The organism is Bacillus sp. jun7 (assembly GCF_051034795.1).
In the GTDB taxonomy this organism is placed as follows: Bacteria; Bacillota; Bacilli; order Bacillales; family Bacillaceae; genus Bacillus; species Bacillus velezensis.
Genome location: NZ_CP093219.1, coordinates 598,047 through 618,437, shown reverse-complemented (window position 1 = coordinate 618,437; position 20,391 = coordinate 598,047). Strand labels below are relative to the sequence as shown.

At 49.9% G+C, this 20,391-nt stretch carries 5 protein-coding genes and 1 pseudogene; all 6 read left to right on the top strand.

Translation table 11 applies throughout. The annotated features are described in order from the left end of the window. The 6 genes and pseudogenes from fabD (at position 1) to MJQ52_RS02500 (ending at position 20,390) form a co-directional block, all read left to right on the top strand. Positions 1 to 2,241, top strand: coding sequence for an ACP S-malonyltransferase (gene fabD / locus MJQ52_RS02525; RefSeq protein WP_094246924.1), 2,241 nt, complete (start codon positions 1 to 3; stop codon positions 2,239 to 2,241). Between the two features lie 65 nt (positions 2,242 to 2,306). After that, the gene (locus MJQ52_RS02520) at positions 2,307 to 2,555 is read left to right on the top strand and encodes an acyl carrier protein (RefSeq protein ID WP_017417810.1); all 249 of its coding nucleotides are present in this window, start codon (positions 2,307 to 2,309) and stop codon (positions 2,553 to 2,555) included. 51 nt (positions 2,556 to 2,606) lie between these two features. Beyond that, positions 2,607 to 3,869: a hydroxymethylglutaryl-CoA synthase family protein gene (locus MJQ52_RS02515; protein ID WP_032857383.1), complete on the top strand. Its 1,263-nt coding sequence runs from the start codon at positions 2,607 to 2,609 to the stop codon at positions 3,867 to 3,869. Beyond that, positions 3,866 to 4,639 (top strand): enoyl-CoA hydratase/isomerase, encoded by a 774-nt coding sequence (locus tag MJQ52_RS02510; protein WP_060674185.1) that lies wholly within the window; start codon positions 3,866 to 3,868, stop codon positions 4,637 to 4,639. Before MJQ52_RS02515 ends, MJQ52_RS02510 begins: the two co-directional genes overlap by 4 nt. A gap of 9 nt (positions 4,640 to 4,648) precedes the next feature. Continuing rightward, positions 4,649 to 5,398: a polyketide synthase gene (locus tag MJQ52_RS02505; protein WP_003154094.1), complete on the top strand. Its 750-nt coding sequence runs from the start codon at positions 4,649 to 4,651 to the stop codon at positions 5,396 to 5,398. Positions 5,399 to 5,437: 39 nt separating this feature from the next. After that, positions 5,438 to 20,390 (top strand): annotated as a pseudogene (locus tag MJQ52_RS02500) (non-ribosomal peptide synthetase). The last annotated feature ends 1 nt before the right edge of the window (position 20,391 follow it).

The window sequence follows — 20,391 nt, the reverse complement described above, 5'->3', positions numbered from 1 at the left end:
ATGATCAGCTTTGTTTTTCCAGGCCAAGGCTCGCAAAAAATAGGGATGGGAGAGGACCTGTTCGGCTGCTATCCTGAATTAACCGCAAAGGCCGATCACATTCTCGGATATTCCATTCAGGAGCTGTGCCGGGACGGAGAACGTCTCAATCAGACTCAATTCACTCAGCCGGCGCTCTATGTCGTCAATGCCCTCAGTTTTTTGAAAAAAACAGAAGAAACCGGCTTGAAACCGGATTTTACCGCCGGACACAGTTTAGGCGAATATAACGCGTTATACGCCTCGGGCGCCTTTGATTTTGAAGAAGGCCTACAGCTGGTCAAAAAAAGGGGCGAACTGATGAGCCGCGCAAAAGGAGGCGGCATGGCAGCGGTGATCGGCCTGACTCATGAGCAGGTGACGGATGTTTTAAAAGAGTATCACTTGCATATGATTGATATCGCCAACATGAACACACCGCAGCAAATTGTCATTTCCGGATATAAAGAAGATATTGAAAAAGCCGCATCCGTTTTTGAAGCCGTAAACGGCGTAAAAATGGTTCACCGCTTAAATGTCAGCGGCGCCTTTCATTCCAGATATATGATGGAAGCGAAGGAGGAATTTTCACGGTTTATTGAAACTTTCCATTTTAAGCCGCTGTCCATCCCGGTCATTTCAAATGTGACGGCAAGACCATATGAGCAGACCGAGCTGAAAGAGACACTCACCGGACAAATAACGGGATCGGTGAACTGGACAGACAGTATCCGTTTCTTAATGGGAAGAAAGAACATGAGTTTTGAGGAAATCGGTCCCGGAAAAGTGCTGACAGGGCTGATTCAAAGAATTACGGCTGAAGCGGAGCCGATAACAGATGAAATCAAAGTCCCGGCTGAGGCTGGAAAAAGCTCAATTACGGCGGAGTCTTTAGGAAATGAAGAGTTTAAGCGCGATTATCAATTGAAATACGCCTACTTGGCCGGCGGCATGTACCGCGGAATTTCTTCGAAGGAAATGGTCGTCAAACTGGCCGAAAAAGGAATGATGGGCTTTTTCGGAACGGGCGGTTTGAACATCGCGCACGTTGAGGACGCCATTTTGTCAATTCAGCATGAGCTTCGTGACGGCGGTTCCTTCGGTATTAATGTTGTACATAACATGAAGCATACAGATTCAGAAGAAAAAATGATTGATCTTTTACTGAAGCATGGGGTTCAGAACTTGGAAGCATCAGCATTTTTAACGGTTACTCCCGCTTTAGTAAGGTTTCGCGCTAAGGGATTAAAACGCGGTGCCGGCGGACAAATAATAGCGCGTCAGCGGATTATCGCCAAGCTGTCCCGTCCGGAAGTAGCGGAAGCGTTTCTCAGCCCGGCGCCTGATCACATTCTGCAGAAACTTGCAGCCGAAAACAAAATTACCGCTGAAGAAGCAAGTCTGATGAGAGAAATACCCGTTGCGCATGACATCTGCGTAGAGGCTGATTCAGGCGGCCACACTGACGGCGGAGTTGCTTACAGTCTCATGCCGGCGATCATCCGTTTACGAGATGACATGATGAAAAAATACCGATACGGCAAAACCGTCCGCATCGGAGCCGCAGGGGGAATCGGGACGCCTGAGGCTGCCATGGCCGCATTTATGCTCGGCGCTGATTTTATTGTGACCGGATCCATTAACCAATGCACCGTTGAAGCAGCGACGAGCGGCCTCGTAAAGGATCTCCTGCAGCAGATGAATGTACAGGACACGGCCTACGCGCCGGCCGGCGATATGTTTGAATCAGGCAGCAAGGTGCAGGTATTAAAGAAAGGGCTGTTCTTTCCGACCCGGGCCTCTAAGCTGCATGAACTGTATCAGCGTCACCGCTCAATTGAAGAAATTGATGAAAAGACACTCAGACAAATAGAAGAGAAGTATTTTAAGGCAAGTGTAAGCAGTATTTATGACAAAGTGAAGGCTCATTATTCGAATGAAGACATTTCAAAAGCCGAACGGAATCCGAAACAGAAAATGGCGCTCATATTCAAATGGTATTTCAGGCAAAGCTCTGCTTCGGCGATTAAAGGAGACCCGGATGCCAAGGTAGACTTCCAGATTCATTGCGGCCCGGCATTAGGCGCCTTTAATCAATGGGTGAAAGGTACGGAGCTGGAGTCCTGGAAAAACCGCCATGCCGATGGTATCGGCCTTCGTCTTATGGAAGAGACGGCCTCGCTTTTGAATCAGAAGTTAGGCTCATTTCTGCAAACGTGTTGACAAGACGAAATGATAGATTGAAAACATGGAATATTCATAAAAGATGAAACAGGGAGGAACTGACAATGAGTGAAGAAAGAATCTTTGAATTGCTACAGAACACAATCTACGAGGTTTTGCCTGATTTAGAAGGCGAACAGCTTTCACAGGAAGACCGGTTAGTTGATCTGGGGGCGGACTCAGTGGACCGCGCCGAAATTATCACGATGATGCTTGAAGAATTATCACTGCAGATCCCGCGTGTTGAGCTGACGGGAGTGTCAAACATCGGCGAATTGGCGGCAAAGCTTTATGAAAAGGTACAGGCTGTCTGATAAAACGGTGAAACAATCGGAAACTCAAAATTCATATTGGAGGCGAAGTTCATGGCGGCTGCCGGAATAGAAGCGATAAATGTGTTTGGCGGGACGGCATACCTTGATGTCATGCAGCTGGCGGAGTACAGAAACTTAGACCCTGCCAGATTTGAGAATTTACTGATGAAAGAAAAAGCGGTGGCGCTTCCGTACGAAGACCCCGTCACATTCGGCGTTAACGCGGCAAAGCCGATTATCGACCGATTGACAGAGGCTGAAAAAGACAGAATCGAGCTGCTGATTACCTGCTCGGAGTCCGGCATCGACTTCGGAAAATCACTCAGTACATATATTCATGATTATTTAGGCCTCAACCGGAACTGCCGTTTATTTGAACTGAAGCAGGCCTGTTATTCAGGAACGGCGGGTTTGCAGATGGCGCTTAACTTTATTTTGTCGCAGACATCCCCCGGAGCGAAGGCGCTTGTCGTCGCGACGGATATTTCCCGGTTTTTAATTGCCGAAGGCGGCGATGCGTTAAGCGAGGATTGGTCTTACGCCGAACCGAGCGCCGGAGCGGGTGCCGTCGCCTTATTGATCGGTGAAAACCCAATCGTATTTCAGGCGGATGCGGGCGCCAACGGCTATTACGGCTATGAGGTGATGGATACATGCCGTCCGATCCCGGACAGTGAAGCCGGTGACGCCGACTTGTCATTGATGTCTTATCTCGATTGCTGTGAACAGACATTTCGCGAGTACAAAAACCGTGTGCCGGGCGCTGACTATAAAGAGACGTTTCACTATCTTGCCTTCCATACACCGTTTGGCGGCATGGTCAAAGGAGCTCACCGGACGATGATGCGTAAGCTTGCAAAAGCGAAAAACGCTGAGATCGAACAGGATTTTCAAACCAGGGTAGAGCCGGGGCTCCGCTACTGCCAAAGAGTCGGAAACATTATGGGGGCAGCCTCTTTACTGGCTCTTGCAAGCACGATTGACCAAGGGGCATTCGACACTTCTAAGCGGATCGGCTGTTTCTCGTACGGCTCCGGATGCTGTTCAGAATTTTACAGCGGCGTTGTGACGCCTGAAGGACAAACGCGGCAGCATTCTTTCAAAATAGAAGAGCATCTGAACAACAGATACAGGCTGTCCATGGAAGAGTATGAAGAACTGTTTAAAGGCAGCGGTTTGGTGAAGTTCGGAACCCGGAATGTCAAATTGGATATGAATATGATTCCGAACATTTTAGACCATCATGCCGGGAGCCCTCGTTTATATTTGGAAGAAATCACGGAATTTCATCGGAAATACAGGTGGATCCCGTGACCTATGAGACGATCAACGTCCGTTTTCAGCAAAATGTCTGCTTCATCACCTTTGATCGGCCTGAAGCCAACAATACGATTAATGAGCGTTTAGTGGAGGAATGCCTGCACGTTCTTTCTGAATGTGAGGACTCCGTGACCTCCGTAGTGCTTGAAGGGCAGCCGGAGGTATTTTGTTTCGGGGCGGATTTTGATGAGATGTACCGAAAAATGAGGCAGGGAATGCAGCATGCGGAATCGCAGGAGCCGCTTTACCGTTTGTGGCTGGCATTAAAATCCGGGCCGTACATCACAATCGCCCGCGTCCGCGGAAAAGTAAATGCGGGAGGTGTCGGTTTTGCCGCCGCGTGCGATATCGTCATTGCAGAGGAGAGTGCTTCGTTCAGTTTATCTGAACTGTTATTCGGACTTTATCCAGCCTGCGTTCTGCCGTTTTTAATTCAAAGAATCGGATTTCAAAAGGCGCATTATATGACGATTATGACAAAGCCCGTGCCGGCGCGCCAGGCGCTTGAATGGGGACTTTGTGACGTATGCGTCCCGGACTCAGCAACAGAGCTGAGAAAGCATTTGCTGCGCCTTCGCCCGCTGTCGAAAAAAGCAGTCATCCGCTATAAAAAATACATGGATTCCTTAAACGACCTTGTTCATCGTTCGAAATCCATTGCTCTAGCCGAAAATCAAGCGATGTTTTCAGATCCGGATAACCAATCAGCCATTTTCCGTTATGCAGAAACGGGGCGGCTTCCTTGGGAAACGGAGAACAGTTAGGAGGATATCATGCCGAACGCCGCAGTTGAACTGCTCGAAATTGAACCGGATATTATCCAAGTGACAATGCAGGATAAAGCCCATAAAAACGCCTTCTCCAAAGAACTGACGGATGGATTGATGGAAGCATTCACCCGTATAAAAAAATCGTCAGTCTATAAAGCTGTGATTTTAACAGGATACGGCCATTACTTTGCTTCCGGAGGCACACAGGAAGGTCTGCTCAGGATTCAGCAGGGCATCACGAAGTTTACGGAAGACCGCATGTACTCTTTGGCGCTGGAATGTGATATCCCCGTCATTTCCGCCATGCAGGGCCACGGAATCGGAGGCGGATTTGTCATGGGGCTTTTCAGTGATTTTGTCATTTTAAGCAAAGAAAGCGTGTATACCGCAAACTTTATGAAATACGGTTTCACCCCCGGAATGGGGGCTACTTTTATCGTTCCGGAGAAGCTTGGGGCAAGCCTCGGCCATGAAATGCTGTTAAACGGCGGCCACTACCGCGGCGGTGATCTGGAGAAAAGAGGGGTGCCATTTCCGGTGCTTCCGCGGCAGGAAGTATTAGACTATGCGCAGGAATTGGCCCGTGAGCTTGCGGAAAAACCGAGAAACTCTTTAATTACATTGAAAAGGCACTTGGTGACGCCGTTTCGCGAGCAGCTTCCGGCTGTCATTGAGAAGGAGTTAATCATGCACGATGAGACGTTTCATGATGATGAAGTGAAAAAACGAATCACGACGATGTACGGAGTATAAGACATACATCTTACATACAGATGAAATGGAGGCAGCTCTATGAAAAGTGATATGAAGGCAAGCGGGTTACTCAAGCCATCTGTCAGCTACGGAAAACCATTGCGGCTTTCAGCGGATCAGCCGATGACGATTCCTGAAGTCCTGCACAAAACCGCCGCGGCAGCGGGAGATCAAAAGGGCATCACATATATACAGCCTGACGGCACCAAAGTGTACCAGACTTACAGCGGCCTGAAAAAGATCGCTCTTTCGATTGTGAAAGGGCTCCGCCAATCAGGAGTGAAGGCTCAGGATGAAGTCATATTACAGCTCAGTGACAATTCCCAGCTGATTCCTGCGTTTTGGGGCTGTGTTTTTTTAGGAGCGATCCCGGTTCCGCTTGCGGCCGCTCCGGCTTATACAGAAATGAACAGCGGGACGCAAAAACTGAAAGACGCCTGGACGCTTTTGAATCAGCCGTATGTCATCACAAGCCGTGAAGTGCTGCCGGAGATGACTGAATGGGCGGAGGAGCAGGAGCTTTCCGGGTTTTGCGCTTTGGCGGCAGAAGATCTCAGTGCGCATGAAATGGATACGGACTGTCATCATCCCCGTCCGGAAGATTTGGCGATGCTGCTTTTGACCTCGGGAAGCACGGGCAAGCCGAAAGCCGTGATGCTCAGCCATGAAAACATCGTCTGCATGGTCAAAGGAAATATTCAGATGCAGGGCTATACAAGTGAGGATGTCACGTTTAACTGGATGCCTTTTGACCATGTCGGCGGCATCGGAATGCTTCATCTGCGTGATGTTTATCTCGGATGTGAGGAAATCAACATACCGAGCGAATCCATTTTGATGGATCCTTTAAAATGGCTCGACCTGATTGATCATTACCGCGCTTCGGTCACGTGGGCCCCCAATTTTGCCTTTGGGCTGCTTGCCGATTTCGCAGAAGAGATTCAAACACGGAAATGGGACTTATCTTCCATGCGTTATATGCTGAACGGCGGGGAGGCCGCGGTGGCGAAAGTCGGACGCAGAATTATGGAGCTTTTAGAGCCGCACGGTCTGCCGGCTAATGCCATCCGTCCCGCATGGGGAATGTCCGAAACGTCTTCGGGCGTTATTTTCTCAGATGAGTTTACACTGGAAAACACGAGTGACGACGATCGTTTCGTCGAGATCGGTCTGCCGATCCCGGGGTTTAATATGAGAATTACGGATGACCGCAATCAAGTGGTGGAAGAAGGAGAAATCGGCCGCTTTCAAGTGTCCGGTCTGACTGTAACGAGCGGATATTATGAGCGCCCGGACTTAAACGAGAGTGTCTTTACAGAAGACGGCTGGTTTGAAACGGGAGATCTCGGATTTCTGCGTGAAGGCCGCCTGACGATAACGGGGCGCACGAAAGATGCCATCATTATCAACGGTGTGAATTATTACAGCCACGCCATTGAATCAGCCGTTGAGGAATTGCCGGAAATTGAAACGTCATATACAGCGGCATGCGCCGTCCGGCCGAATCAAAGCACGACAGATGAGCTGGCGATTTTCTTTGTGACGTCTGTTCCATTGGATGAGAACCGCATGACGAAGCTTCTTCATCACATTCACCAGCACGTGACACAGAGAATCGGCGTTACCCCTGATTATCTGCTTCCGGTCGCAAAAGAAGACATTCCTAAGACGGCAATCGGGAAAATCCAGCGCACTCAGCTGAAACATTCATTCGAACAAGGGCAATTTGATTCATTACATAATAACAGACAAGAAGGCGGCAATTCAGACCCGGCTTCTGCAGAGAAAGAAATTGAACGGGATTTTATCCGTTTTCTGAAAGAGGAACTTTCCATCGCGGATGAGCTTGTTGATCCAAATACACCGTTTCAAAGCCTTGGCGTTAACTCCATCAAGATGATGAAACTCGCCAGATCAATTGAAAAAACGTATCACATCCGGCTGACGGCAAGAGAGCTGCACAAAAACCCGACGATTGGCGCTTTAGCGGCTTATACTGCTGAAAAAGCGGCAAACATGTCAGCGGAGCATCATTCCCAAAAAGCCGAACCGCCGGCAGAACGGGAGAGACGGCAAACGGCGCCAGCGCTTTCAGAAGTCCAAAAAGGGCTGTGGACATTGCAGAAAATGTCGCCTGAAACGACTGCATACCATGTCCCGCTCTGTTTCCGATTCACAACCGGAATCGACAAAGAGAAACTGAAACAGGCGTTTCAGCTCGTATTAAAGCAGCATCCGATGCTCAAAAGCGCCGTGAATGAAACAGACGGCGGGTTTTATTTCATAGAAGCGGCAGATCCTTTTGTATTCTCGGAAGAAGATATTTCTGACGTCAATGAATCACAAATACCCGCTCTGATACGGAAAAAAGTGAAAGAGCCGTTTGTCAAAGAAGGCGGGCCTTTGCTGCGCGTGCGGCTGCTTTCAAAATCCGCCTCGGAACATTATCTTTTGACGGTCATTCACCACATCGTGTTTGACGGTTTTTCATCCATTACATTTATTCACAGTCTGCTGGATCACTATCAGGCGCTGCTGGAGGGAAAAGAAGGGTTTACGGCCGCCGCTCCCGGCATTCATTCCGATTTCGCGGCTTGGGAAAAGCGGTATTTAGCGGGTGAAGAAAGCAAAGCTGCCCGCGCTTACTGGATGAAACAGCTCGGGGGCGATCTGCCTGACCTTCAGCTTCCGCCGATGCGCACGGACAGCAGCGTTCCGGAGTTTACAGAAGATACGCTGACACGCCGTCTTCCCGAACGGCTGCTGAATAATCTAACGGCGTTTGCCGCATCCCGTTCGATTCATTTGTCTACCGTTATGCTGAGCTGCTATATGGTGCTTTTAAGCAAATATACGGATAAGGAAGATATTGTGACAGGCATGCCTGCGATGGTCAGACCTGAAGAACGCTTTGAAGGAGTGGTCGGCCATTTCCTCAACATGCTTCCTATACGGAGCAGAGCCGGACGAAAAGAAACATTTGCTGACTTTGTTCAAAAGGTGCAGGATGCCGTTCTGGACGGACTGGATCACTCCTTTTATCCGTTTCCGAAAATGGTGCGTGATGTGCATGCGAAACCCCTGCAGAACGGTTCGCCTGTTTTCAGCAATGCCTTTTTCTATCAGAACTTTCTGCAGCATTCAAGCTATCAATCGATGCTGGATGAATACAAGGAATTCTCCTGTGAGTTTGTAAAAGACATTCATCAGGAGGGGGAATATGATCTTGTATTTGAAATGTGGGAAGAAGCATCAGGTATGGATCTTACGATTAAATACAGCACCAAATTATTCGACGAAGCAGGGGCGGCCAGACTTTTCAGCCAATTTGTACAGGCCGCTGAAGCTTTGACGGCGAATCCGGATATGCCGCTTGAGAACGTTTCTCTCATGACAAAAAGAGAGGAGCACATGATTCTTAAGACTTGGAATGAGACAAGCCGTGAATATCCGGATGCCTGCTTCCATGAATTATTCGAACGTCAGGCGGCAGAAACGCCGGACGCTTGTGCGGTCGTGTATGAACAGCAAAAGCTGACATACCGTGAGCTTGATGAAAAAAGCACGAAGCTGGCGCTCTATTTGCAGGCGCACGGTGCAGACCCTGATGATCTCATCGGCATTTATACAGACCGTTCATTGCATATGGCTGTCGGCCTTCTCGGCATTTTAAAAGCCGGGGGAGCGTATGTGCCGCTTGATCCTTCTTATCCCGCTGACAGATTGGAATATATGGTCGCCGACAGCAGGATTTCAATGTGTCTGACGACAGCTGATTTAGAGCACTCCTTGAACTGGGGAGGCGTGCAGACAACTGCCATTGACCGCGATTGGTCTCGTATTGAAAGTACAGCCGCGGAAAGAACGTCGCTGAAGCGGTTAGTGACACCTGACGATCTGGCGTACGTCATTTACACGTCGGGCAGCACGGGCAAACCGAAGGGCGTGATGATTCCGCACCGGGCGCTGACCAATTTCTTAATCTCGATGGCGAATGAACCGGGGCTTTCGTCCGAAGACAAACTGCTTGCCGTCACGACATATTGCTTTGATATCGCGGCACTGGAGCTTTACCTTCCTTTAATCAAAGGAGCAGAGTGCAACATCTGTAAGACAGAAGTCACAAAAGACGCACGGAAGCTGAAAGAGCTGATTCAAGAGTACAAACCGACGATCATGCAGGCGACGCCGTTTACGTGGAAAATGCTCTTTCATTCCGGATGGTCAAATGAAGAAAAAGTGAAAATCCTTTGCGGCGGAGAGGCGCTTAGCGAACAATTGAAGCAGCAGTTTCTCGATACGAAAAGTGAGGCTTGGAATATGTTCGGGCCGACAGAGACGACAATCTGGTCCGCGGTGCAGCGTATAACGGAAAATGAGAGCGCGCTTACGATCGGGCGCCCGATCGCCAATACCCGTGTGTATATTATGGATTCCGGTCTCAACCCTGTTTTAGAAGGGGTGCCGGGAGAACTTTGTATTGCGGGAGACGGATTGGCAAGAGGGTATTTCAACAAGCCTGAGCTGACAGATAAAGTTTTCGTCAGCCACCGGCTCGAACTGGGATCAAAGCTTTATAAAACAGGCGATATGGCGCGTTTTCTTCCCGGCGGCCGCATTGAATACATGGGACGGATGGACACCCAAGTCAAAATCCGCGGCTACCGGATTGAACCCGGAGATATTGAGAGCCGGCTGAATGCCTATCCGGCCGTACAGGAAAGCGTAGTGGTTGTGAACAATCACTCCGGAAATGAAAAGCTTTGCGCATTTTATATCCTGAAAAACGGAGAGCCGCTTCCGTCTGCAAAGGAATTGCGCAATCATTTGAAACAAGCGCTGCCGGCCTATATGACACCAGCTTCGTTTATCCGTCTTGAAGAGCTGCCGCTCACACCGAACGGAAAAGTTGACCGCAAGCTTCTTGCTGCCCGTGATCTGACGGAAAAGCAGCCGGACACACAAACATTTTCATCATCTCATATCCAGCAGGCGGTGCTGGCGATTTGGCAGGATGTATTGAAAAGCAAAGATATAGAGCTTGATGACCGCTTTTTTGATGCGGGGGGAGATTCGCTTCTTGCCGTGACTGTCACTGACCGGATGACGCAGGAACTGGATTGTGAATTCAGTGTAACGGAGCTGTTTGAATACGCGACGGTAAAAGACATCAGCCGGTACATCACAGAACAAAAACCGAAAGAAGCCGTTTTGGCTCCTGTGCCGCAAAAGAAAGTGAATACAGAAGACCGGGAACACCCAGCGGGAGAAATTCCCGATTATTATGAGGACAGTGTCGCGGTTATCGGTATATCCTGTGAGTTTCCGGGAGCGAAAGATCATTATGAATTTTGGAATAACATCAAAGAAGGCAAAGAAAGCATCACCTTCTTTTCAAAAGAGGAGCTCCGCCGATCCGGTATTTCTGAAGAACTGGCTGATCATCCCGGCTTCGTTCCGGCTAAATCAGTTTTAGAGGGGAAAGAAATGTTTGATCCCGGTTTCTTCGGCTTTTCGCCGAAAGATGCGGAGTATATGGACCCTCAGCTGAGAATGCTTTTGCTCCATTCATGGAAGGCAATCGAGGATGCGGGATATATCTCAAAAGAAATTCCGGAAACAAGCGTGTATATGTCTGCCAGCACGAACTCTTACCGCAGCCTGCTGCCGGAGGAGACGACAGCACAGCTGGAAACGCCGGATGGCTACGTATCATGGGTGCTTGCCCAAAGCGGCACGATTCCGACGATGATTTCTCATAAACTCGGGTTGAAAGGGCCGAGCTATTTTGTCCATGCCAACTGCTCATCTTCGTTAATCGGCCTGCATTCGGCTTTTCAAAGCCTGCAGTCCGGCGAAGCCAAGTACGCCCTTGTCGGCGGTGCGACCCTTCATACGGAATCAAGTGCCGGCTATGTTCATCAGCCGGGGCTGAATTTTTCAAGCGACGGGCATATTAAAGCGTTTGACGCGGCTGCTGACGGAATGATCGGCGGTGAAGGAGCCGGCGCCGTGCTCTTGAAAAAAGCGTCGGATGCCGTTAAGGACGGCGACCATATTTATGCTCTGCTGCGCGGAATCGGCGTCAATAACGACGGAGCGGATAAGGTCGGATTTTATGCGCCGAGCGTCAAAGGACAGGCTGAGGTCATTCAGAAGGTCATTGATCAGACGGGCATCCATCCTGAAACGATCGCGTACGTCGAAGCTCACGGCACAGGAACAAAACTCGGCGACCCGATCGAACTGTCCGCACTTCAATCGGTGTACGGCCGATATACAGATAAAAAACAATACTGCGGCATCGGTTCAGTCAAAACAAATCTCGGGCATTTGGATACAGCGGCCGGAATGGCGGGCTGTATCAAGGTTGTCATGAGCTTATATCATCAAGAAATCGCGCCGAGCATCAATTACAAAGAGCCGAACCCGAATCTTCATTTAGAAGACTCTCCGTTTTACGTAGCGGGAGAAAAGAAAGAGTTAACCCGTGAGAACAGAGCGCACCGCATGGCTTTAAGCTCTTTCGGTCTTGGCGGAACAAACACTCACGCGATTTTTGAACAATATCCGGATGCATCCGAAGCAGCAGACGCTGCCGGTCCGTTCATCATTCCGTTGTCTGCCAGAAAAAAAAGATCGTCTGAAGGAGTACGCAAAACAGCTGCTGGCTTTTCTGGAAAGAAAAACGGACGCCGGCCTCGCTGATCTTGCCTACACGTTCCAAGTCGGAAGGGAAGCGATGGAAGAGCGCGCGGCCTTTATCACAAGCGGCACTGCGGAGCTCAAGCGGCAGCTTGCCGATTTTATCAATGATAAGCCGGCTGTAACAGGCTGCTTCAGAGGAGAAAAACAGCAGGCGAAAGATATTGCCTGGCTTTCTGATGATGATGACAGTGCTGAACTCATTGAGAAATGGCTTGCGAAAGGAAAAGGAACGAAGCTCTGTGAAATGTGGAGTAAAGGTGTCGCCATCAATTGGCACAAGCTTTACAAAGACAAGCATCCGAAACGGATCAGCGTGCCGGTCTACCCATTTGCAAAGGAGCCGTACTGGCCGAAAAAAGCAGAAAAGAAAACATCTGCCGCACACACCGGAGTCTCAGTTTTACACCCGCTTGTGCAGCAAAATACGTCAGATTTGGCCGTTCAGCGGTTCAGCTCACGGTTTACAGGCTCAGAATTTTTCCTGAAGGATCATGTGGTCAGGGAAAAAGCGGTGCTGCCGGGAGCGGCATATTTGGAAATGTCTTATGAAGCGGTAAAACGGGCGCTTGGCGGCTTATTAAAAGACCAAGACAGAATAACGCTCCATCATACCGTCTGGATGAAACCGATCGTCGTTCACGAACAAGAGCGCCAAGTCCATATCGCGCTGTTTCCTGAAGAGGACGGCATCATCTCATATGACATTTACAGCGTAAACGCTGACGATGAAGAAGTGCTGCACAGCCAAGGACGGGCTGAAATCATAAAGGCTGAACGAGAGCCTGAGGCCGACCTTTCTGCCATACAAAACAGATGCACAGCGGACATTCTTGATCCGGCGGCCTTTTATCGGGAAGGCCGGAGCAGGGGGATGTTCCACGGAAAAGCCTTCCAAGGCATTAAGTCCGCCTTTATCGGCGAGAAAGAAGTGCTTTCGGATATACAGCTTCCGGATTCTGTTTCTCATACGAACGGACAATTTACGCTTCATCCGAGCATCATTGATTCGGCTATTCAGACGGCGACGATCTGCATTATGCAGGAGTTTTCCGGACAAAAGCTGATTCTGCCGTTTGCGCTGGAATACCTTGAAGTCATCAAACCATGCACACCGACTATGCGGGCGCATGCACGCTTCAGCGAAGGATATCAAACCGGTGATTCCGTGCAGAAAGCCGACATTGACCTGTTCGACGAAACAGGAGCGCTTTGCGTGAAGGTGAGAGGATTCTCTACGAGAGTGCTTGAAGGCGATGCAGAATCGGCTCAGCGGCCATCAGGCTCGGAAAAGGTCTTGTTTGCACCGGTTTGGAAAGAAGCCGCCGCATCCGAGAAAGCTTCTGTCCATGCTGATGAGCATTTGATCATACTTTGTGAAGATGCCTGCCGTATAAAAGATGAAGCGGCATCCGGCCTGAAAGACGCCGAGCTGCTGATTACAGAAGGTGAGGGAGAAACAGCCGCTGAACGCTTCCAAAGCTACGCGCAGACAATCGCTGAACACATCCGGCGGATCATCAGCGAAAAAAGGCAGGGCCGCATTCTGATTCAGACTGTTATTTCAGCAGACGGAAGCCAGCAATTGTTTGCGGGGTTAACAGGTTTGTTAAAAACAGCCGAGCTGGAATACGGAAAACTTGACTGTCAGCTCATCGAGATGGAATCAATCGGCGAAATGCCGGCTGCCGCTCAAAAACTGAAAAACGACAGCCATCGGCCGCATGATAAACATATCCGTTATACAGGAGAAAAACGGTATGTGAAGGCTTGGGAAGAAATGCATCCTGCAGGTGGCGGCGCCGTCTGGAAGGACGAAGGCGTATATCTGATTACCGGAGGCGCAGGAAGCCTGGGGTTGATGTTCGCAAAAGAAATCGCTGGTCGCGTAAAACACCCGAAAATCATTCTGACCGGCCGCTCAAATCTGGCAGAAGCCAAACAGCGTGAACTTGCTATGCTTCAGGACTCGGGCGCAAATGTCGTCTGCAAAAAGCTGAATGCGGCAGACCGGCGGGAAAATGAAGCGCTGATAAAAGAGATTACGTCGGAATTCGGGGAGCTTAACGGAATTATTCACGCAGCGGGCGTGATACAAGACCGTTTCCTGCTGCAAAAAACGAAGGAAGAGTTCAGGGAAGTGCTTGATCCGAAAGTGATCGGCACCGCTTATTTAGATGAAGCCAGCAAAGACTGCAATCTTGACTTTTTCGTATTGTTCTCCAGTGTTTCCGGCGTTCTCGGCAATGTCGGGCAGGCTGATTATGCCGCCGGCAACGCGTTTATGGATGCATACGCCGCTTACAGGCAATCCCTTACGGAGAATGGCCTGCGGCACGGAAAAACGATCGCCTTTAACTGGACGCTGTGGAAAGATGGCGGTATGCAGGCGGGAGACGAGACGGAAAGAATGATGAAAAAAGCTTTCGGCATGGTTCCGCTTCAAAAGGCGTCAGGCCTGGCTGCATTTTATGAAGGAATGGCTCAGGAAAGGCCGCAGCTTTTAGCAGCTGAAGGACACGCAGCAAAATTAAAACAGTCGTTCCTGTCCGTTTCTGAAACTGAAAAGCCGCAGGTGGAGAAAATAGAGCCTGTATCCGCCGTTTCGGGAGACAAATGGCACGGTGCGCTTATCAGATTGGTCAGTTCAATTTTAAAAGTCGGCCAAGACGAGATTGATATTGATACGGAACTGAGTGAATACGGTTTTGATTCCGTATCCTTTACCGTCTTTACGAATCAATTAAATGAAGCGTATCAGCTGGAGCTGGCACCGACGATCTTCTTCGAGCACGGGACGATCCGCAGTTTAGCAGAGTATTTGTCGGATGAAACAGAGAGAGGTCTTCCTTTTCAGCCGGAAGAAAAACACGATGCAGAAGAATCTCTTCAAGCGCTTCACACCGCTTTGACAGCCATGGTAAGCAGCATTTTAAAAGTTGACCGTGAGGACATTGATACAGATACGGAACTGAGTGAATACGGTTTTGATTCCGTATCCTTTACCGTCTTTACGAATCAATTAAATGAAGCGTATCAGCTGGAGCTGGCGCCGACGATTTTCTTTGAGTACGGAACGATCAGTAATCTCGCCGGATATTTGGCAAAAGAACATCCGGGCCGTTTCGGCGAAAAGAAGAAGGAGTCTCCGAAAAAAGAGCAGCCAAAAGCCCAAAAACCGAAAATGCAGCGGAAAAAGCGCTTCGCAACGGTAATGAACGCTAGGGCAGCGACACAAGAGCCGCGCCGCTTGGACCCGGTTGCCATTGTCGGAATCAGCGGCCGATTCCCGGGCGCGAAGGATATAGAGGAATTTTGGCGCAATCTGAAAGAAGGAAAAGATTCTATCACAACCATTCCGAAAGAACGCTGGGATTGGCAAGCGTTTGATGGCGACCCGAACCTTGAAAGGAACAAAACGAATATCAAGTGGGGCGGCTTTATCGACGGAATAGCTGAATTTGATCCGCTGTTCTTTGGGATTTCACCGCGGGAAGCCCAATATTTAGATCCGCAGCAGCGGCTGTTATTGACTTATGCATGGCGGGCGATAGAAGATGCGGGCTGTAAGCCGGAAAGCCTTTCCGGCACAAATACGGGTGTCTTTATCGGCACCGGAAATACCGGTTATAAAGATTTGTTCACAAGGGCAGGTCTTGCGCCGGAAGGACATGCGGCGACAGGCAGCATGATTCCTTCCATCGGTCCGAACCGTTTAAGCTATTTGTTAAATCTTCACGGGCCGAGCGAGCCGGTTGAAACGGCATGTTCAAGCTCGCTTGTTGCGATTCACCGGGCGGTATCCGCTATAGAAAACGGAGAATGCGACATGGCGATTGCCGGGGGAATCAACACGATTCTGACGGAAGAAGCGCATATCAGCTACAGCAAAGCAGGCATGCTCAGCAAAGACGGAAAATGCAAAACCTTCTCCAAAGATGCCAACGGGTATGTCAGAGGAGAAGGCGCGGGAATTCTGATGCTGAAGAAACTGACAGATGCAGAACGTGACGGCAATCCGATTTACGGCGTGATCCGCGGTACGGCTGAAAACCACGGCGGCCGGGCGAATACGTTAACCTCGCCGAATCCGAAACTGCAGGCTGATTTATTGGTGAAAGCATATCGGAAAGCGGGAGTGGACCCGAGCACCGTCACGTATATTGAAGCGCACGGTACAGGAACGGAATTGGGCGACCCGATTGAAATAAACGGTTTGAAAGCGGCGTTTCACGAGCTGGCGAAAACAAATCAAGAGCCTGAAGTCTCCGATCACCGCTGCGGCATCGGTTCGGTCAAGAGCAATATCGGCCATTTAGAGCTTGCCGCGGGAGTATCAGGCGTCATGAAAGTGCTTTTGCAAATGAAGCACAAAACGCTGGTGAAAAGCCTGCATTGCGAGACGATCAATCCGTACATTCAGCTCGATGACAGTCCTTTCTACATCGTGCGGGAAAATCAGGAATGGACGGCAGCGAAAGATAGAAACGGAAATGCCATTCCGCGCCGGGCCGGGGTCAGCTCATTTGGCATCGGCGGGGTCAACGCTCATATCGTCATTGAAGAGTATGTTCCGAAAGCAGCCGCTCAGCCTGAGCACAGCCCGGAAAATCCGGCAATCATCCTTTTGTCCGCCAAATCAAAAGACAAACTGTTTGAACAGGCGCAGCAGCTGCAAAAAGCGATCCGTCAAACGCCGTATACAGATCAAGACTTGGCGGGCGTCGCTTATACGTTGCAAACCGGAAGGGACGAAATGGAAGAGCGCCTGGCCATTCTTGCAGCGACGATGGCGGAATTGGAAACAAAGCTGGAAGCATTTACGAAAAATGAGAAAAACATCGCGGGGCTGTATACCGGCCAGTCTCACCGCAATAAAGATACATTTGCCTTGTTCACGGCAGATGAAGATATGGACATCGTCATTGACGCCTGGATTAAAAAAGGAAAATTCGCCAAGCTGGCAGAGGTATGGGTGAAAGGCGGCGTGTTGAATTGGAACCGGCTTTATGAAAAAGGTACGCCGCGTTTACTCAGTCTTCCGTCTTATCCGTTCGCAAAAGACACGTATTGGGTGCCTGAGAATCCTGACAAAAATAAGGTCCATACAGAGGAACGGATGAAACGTATTCTGACAAAACAATGGGAACTGAGCCCGCTCGAACTGCGTGAACCGTGCGCACGTTCCGTTGCGATTTTGACAGGCGGGGACACGATCAATCTCGCAGAAGAGATCGCAGCGCATATGCCGAATCACCGTATTATCACAACATCAGACCTTACCGGTGAATATGATTGGCAGGCGTTTGGCGGAGTCATCGACCTCCTCGGCGCAGCGAAAGAAGAAGCTTCTGGAGATATGCCCGGTATCAAATGGCTTCAGCAATTGATTGAGCATGGGCATAAAGAAGGGATGACACTGCTTTGTGTCACGAAAGACCTTGAGTCATTAAATAAAGAGGCCAATCAAACAACAGGAGCAAAACGGGCCGGTCTGTACAGAATGCTGGCATGTGAGTACGGTCATCTGTCTTCAAGGCATCTCGACCTTGAAGGAGCGCTTTCTGATGACAAACTGGCGAAGCAGATTGCCGATGAGTTTCATGCCCGTACTGATGACGCGGAAGTTTGCCGGAGGGACGGCTTGCGCTACCGCGCTGTATTGAGCGGATCAGAAAATATGAATATGCAAGGCGAGAGAATTGATTTTCCGGACAACCATGTGCTTCTGATCACCGGGGGGACGAGGGGGATCGGTCTTTTATGCGCACGTCATTTTGCCGAACATTACGGAGTGAAAAAACTGGTGCTTACAGGCCGTGAGACCCTTCCGCCGCGAAGTGAGTGGACGGGCGGACTGAATGGGGTGACGGCTTCTGTAAAAGCGAAAATTGAAGCTGTTCTCGACTTGGAATCCAAAGGTGTACAAGTGAAGGTATTGTCAGTCCCGTTAGCTGATAAAGCCGGGCTGAGACAGGAACTGAGTCAGATCAAACAGACGCTCGGATCTATCGGCGGCGTGATTCACTGTGCGGGTGTGACCGATAAAGAGACGCTCGCATTCATCAGAAAAACCGATGAAGACATACAGCGCGTGCTCGAGCCGAAAGTAGACGGGCTTCAGGCATTATACAGTGTGCTCAGCGAAGAGCCGCTGAAGTTTTTCGTCTTGTTCTCTTCCGTGTCAGCTGCGATACCGGCGCTTTCGGCAGGACAAGCCGACTATGCCATGGCCAATGCGTATATGGACTATTTTGCAGACTCATACAAAGAGCAGCTGCCGATCGTAAGCATTCAGTGGCCGAACTGGAAAGAAACCGGAATGGGCGAAGTCACGAACAAAGCTTATAAAGAGAGCGGGCTATACAGCATCACGAATGCAGAAGGATTACAGCTCCTTGACGGCATACTTCTTGCATCAGCAAGAGGCCCGGTGCTGCCGGCCGTTCTGAATCCTAAGCTGTGGAAGCCGGAGCGATTCCTGCGGCGAAGCAGGCAGGATCAGCCAATGAGCCCGGCTATGGTAAAACCGGCGGAAAAAACCGCTGATACTGCCGCAGACAACGCTCAATTAACAAGGAAAACAGAAGAATGGCTGAAAGAATTATTTTCTGAAGAGCTGCGGATTGACCAGGATCAGCTTGAGACAGACGTATTATTCCAAGATTACGGAGTGGACTCCATTATCCTTGCTCAGCTTCTGCAGCGGATCAATCGGAATCTCTCGGCATCGCTTGACCCGTCCATTCTGTATGAATATCCGACGATTCAATCTTTCGCAAATTGGCTTCTTGAAGGATATACAGAAGTTTTGTCAGAACGGTTTGATTTGGCGGCGGAGCCTGTTATGAAGAAGCCGGCTGAGCCGGTAATTGTAACACAAGCCGTTAAGGTGCAAGAAGAGCCGGCCGAAAAACAGATTCACCGGGAAGATATCGCGGTCGTCGGCATGTCCTGCCGGTTTCCGGGGGCGGCTTCCTTAGAGGCGTACTGGTCGCTTTTGGCTGAAGGCCGTTCGGCTATCGGTCCTGTTCCGGCTGAGCGATGGGGGTTGAAGACGCCTTATTACGCGGGAATGCTTGATGGAATTGATCAATTTGATCCGGACTTCTTTTTACTGGCTGAAGAAGATGTAAAGGCAATGGACCCTCAAGCTTTGGCCGCTCTGGAAGAATGTCTTAACCTGTGGTATCACGCTGGCTATACGCCGGATGAGATAAAGGGAGAAGCAATAGGTGTGTACCTCGGCGGACGCAGCCGTCACAGACCGGGTGAAGAGAAACTGCTGGATGCGAAAAACCCGATCGTCGCGCTGGGCCAGAATTATTTGGCCGCAAATCTGTCTCAATATTTTGATATGCGCGGCCCGAGTGTTGTCCTCGATACGGCTTGTTCTTCTGCTTTAGTCGGAATGAATATGGCCGTGCAGGCTCTTGTAACAGGAGAAATAAAAGCGGCCGTCGTCGGCGGTGTGAGCCTGTTTGAATCAGAAGAAACCCATAAATTATTTGAACAGCGCGGCATATTAAGTAAAGCGCAGTCGTTCCATGTATTTGACGAACGCGCCGATGGAGTCGTGCTGGGCGAGGGAGTCGGAATGGTTCTTTTAAAAACCGTGTCTCAGGCCATTGAAGACGGAGATTCTATTTATGCCGTAGTGAAGGCGGCATCCGTCAATAATGACGGAAGAACGGCAGGCCCGGCTACGCCGAGCCTGGAAGCGCAAAAATCCGTCATGAAGACGGCTCTTGAAAAAAGCGGAAAACAGCCGGAAGACATTACTCATATTGAAGCGAACGGTTCAGGCACGGTCGTGACGGATCTGTTAGAACTGAAGGCCATTCAATCCGTCTACCGTTCAAAAGACGCCGGCCCGCTCGGAATCGGATCTGTGAAACCGAACATCGGGCACCCGCTTTGCGCGGAAGGAATTGCAAGTTTCATAAAGGTTGTTCTCATGCTGAAAGAAAAGAGCTTTATCCCGTTTTTATCAGGTGAGCATGAAAACACACATTTTGATAGAGAAAAGGCCAATATTCAGTTCAGCCGCACTCTGGCAGACTGGCCGTCACCAATGCCGGCGGCAGGAATTAACTGCTTTGCCGACGGCGGAACAAATGCCCACGTCATTGTGGAAGCGTGGCAGGAAGACGAAGGGCGCCGAATCAAGCGCCACCCTTTAACACCGCCTGCATTAAATAAGCGGCTGATTTCGCCGGACAGCAAAGAAGAAACGAACGAAAAAGCTGCGGCAAACATCTGGGATACCTATGAAGTGGAGGTTTAAC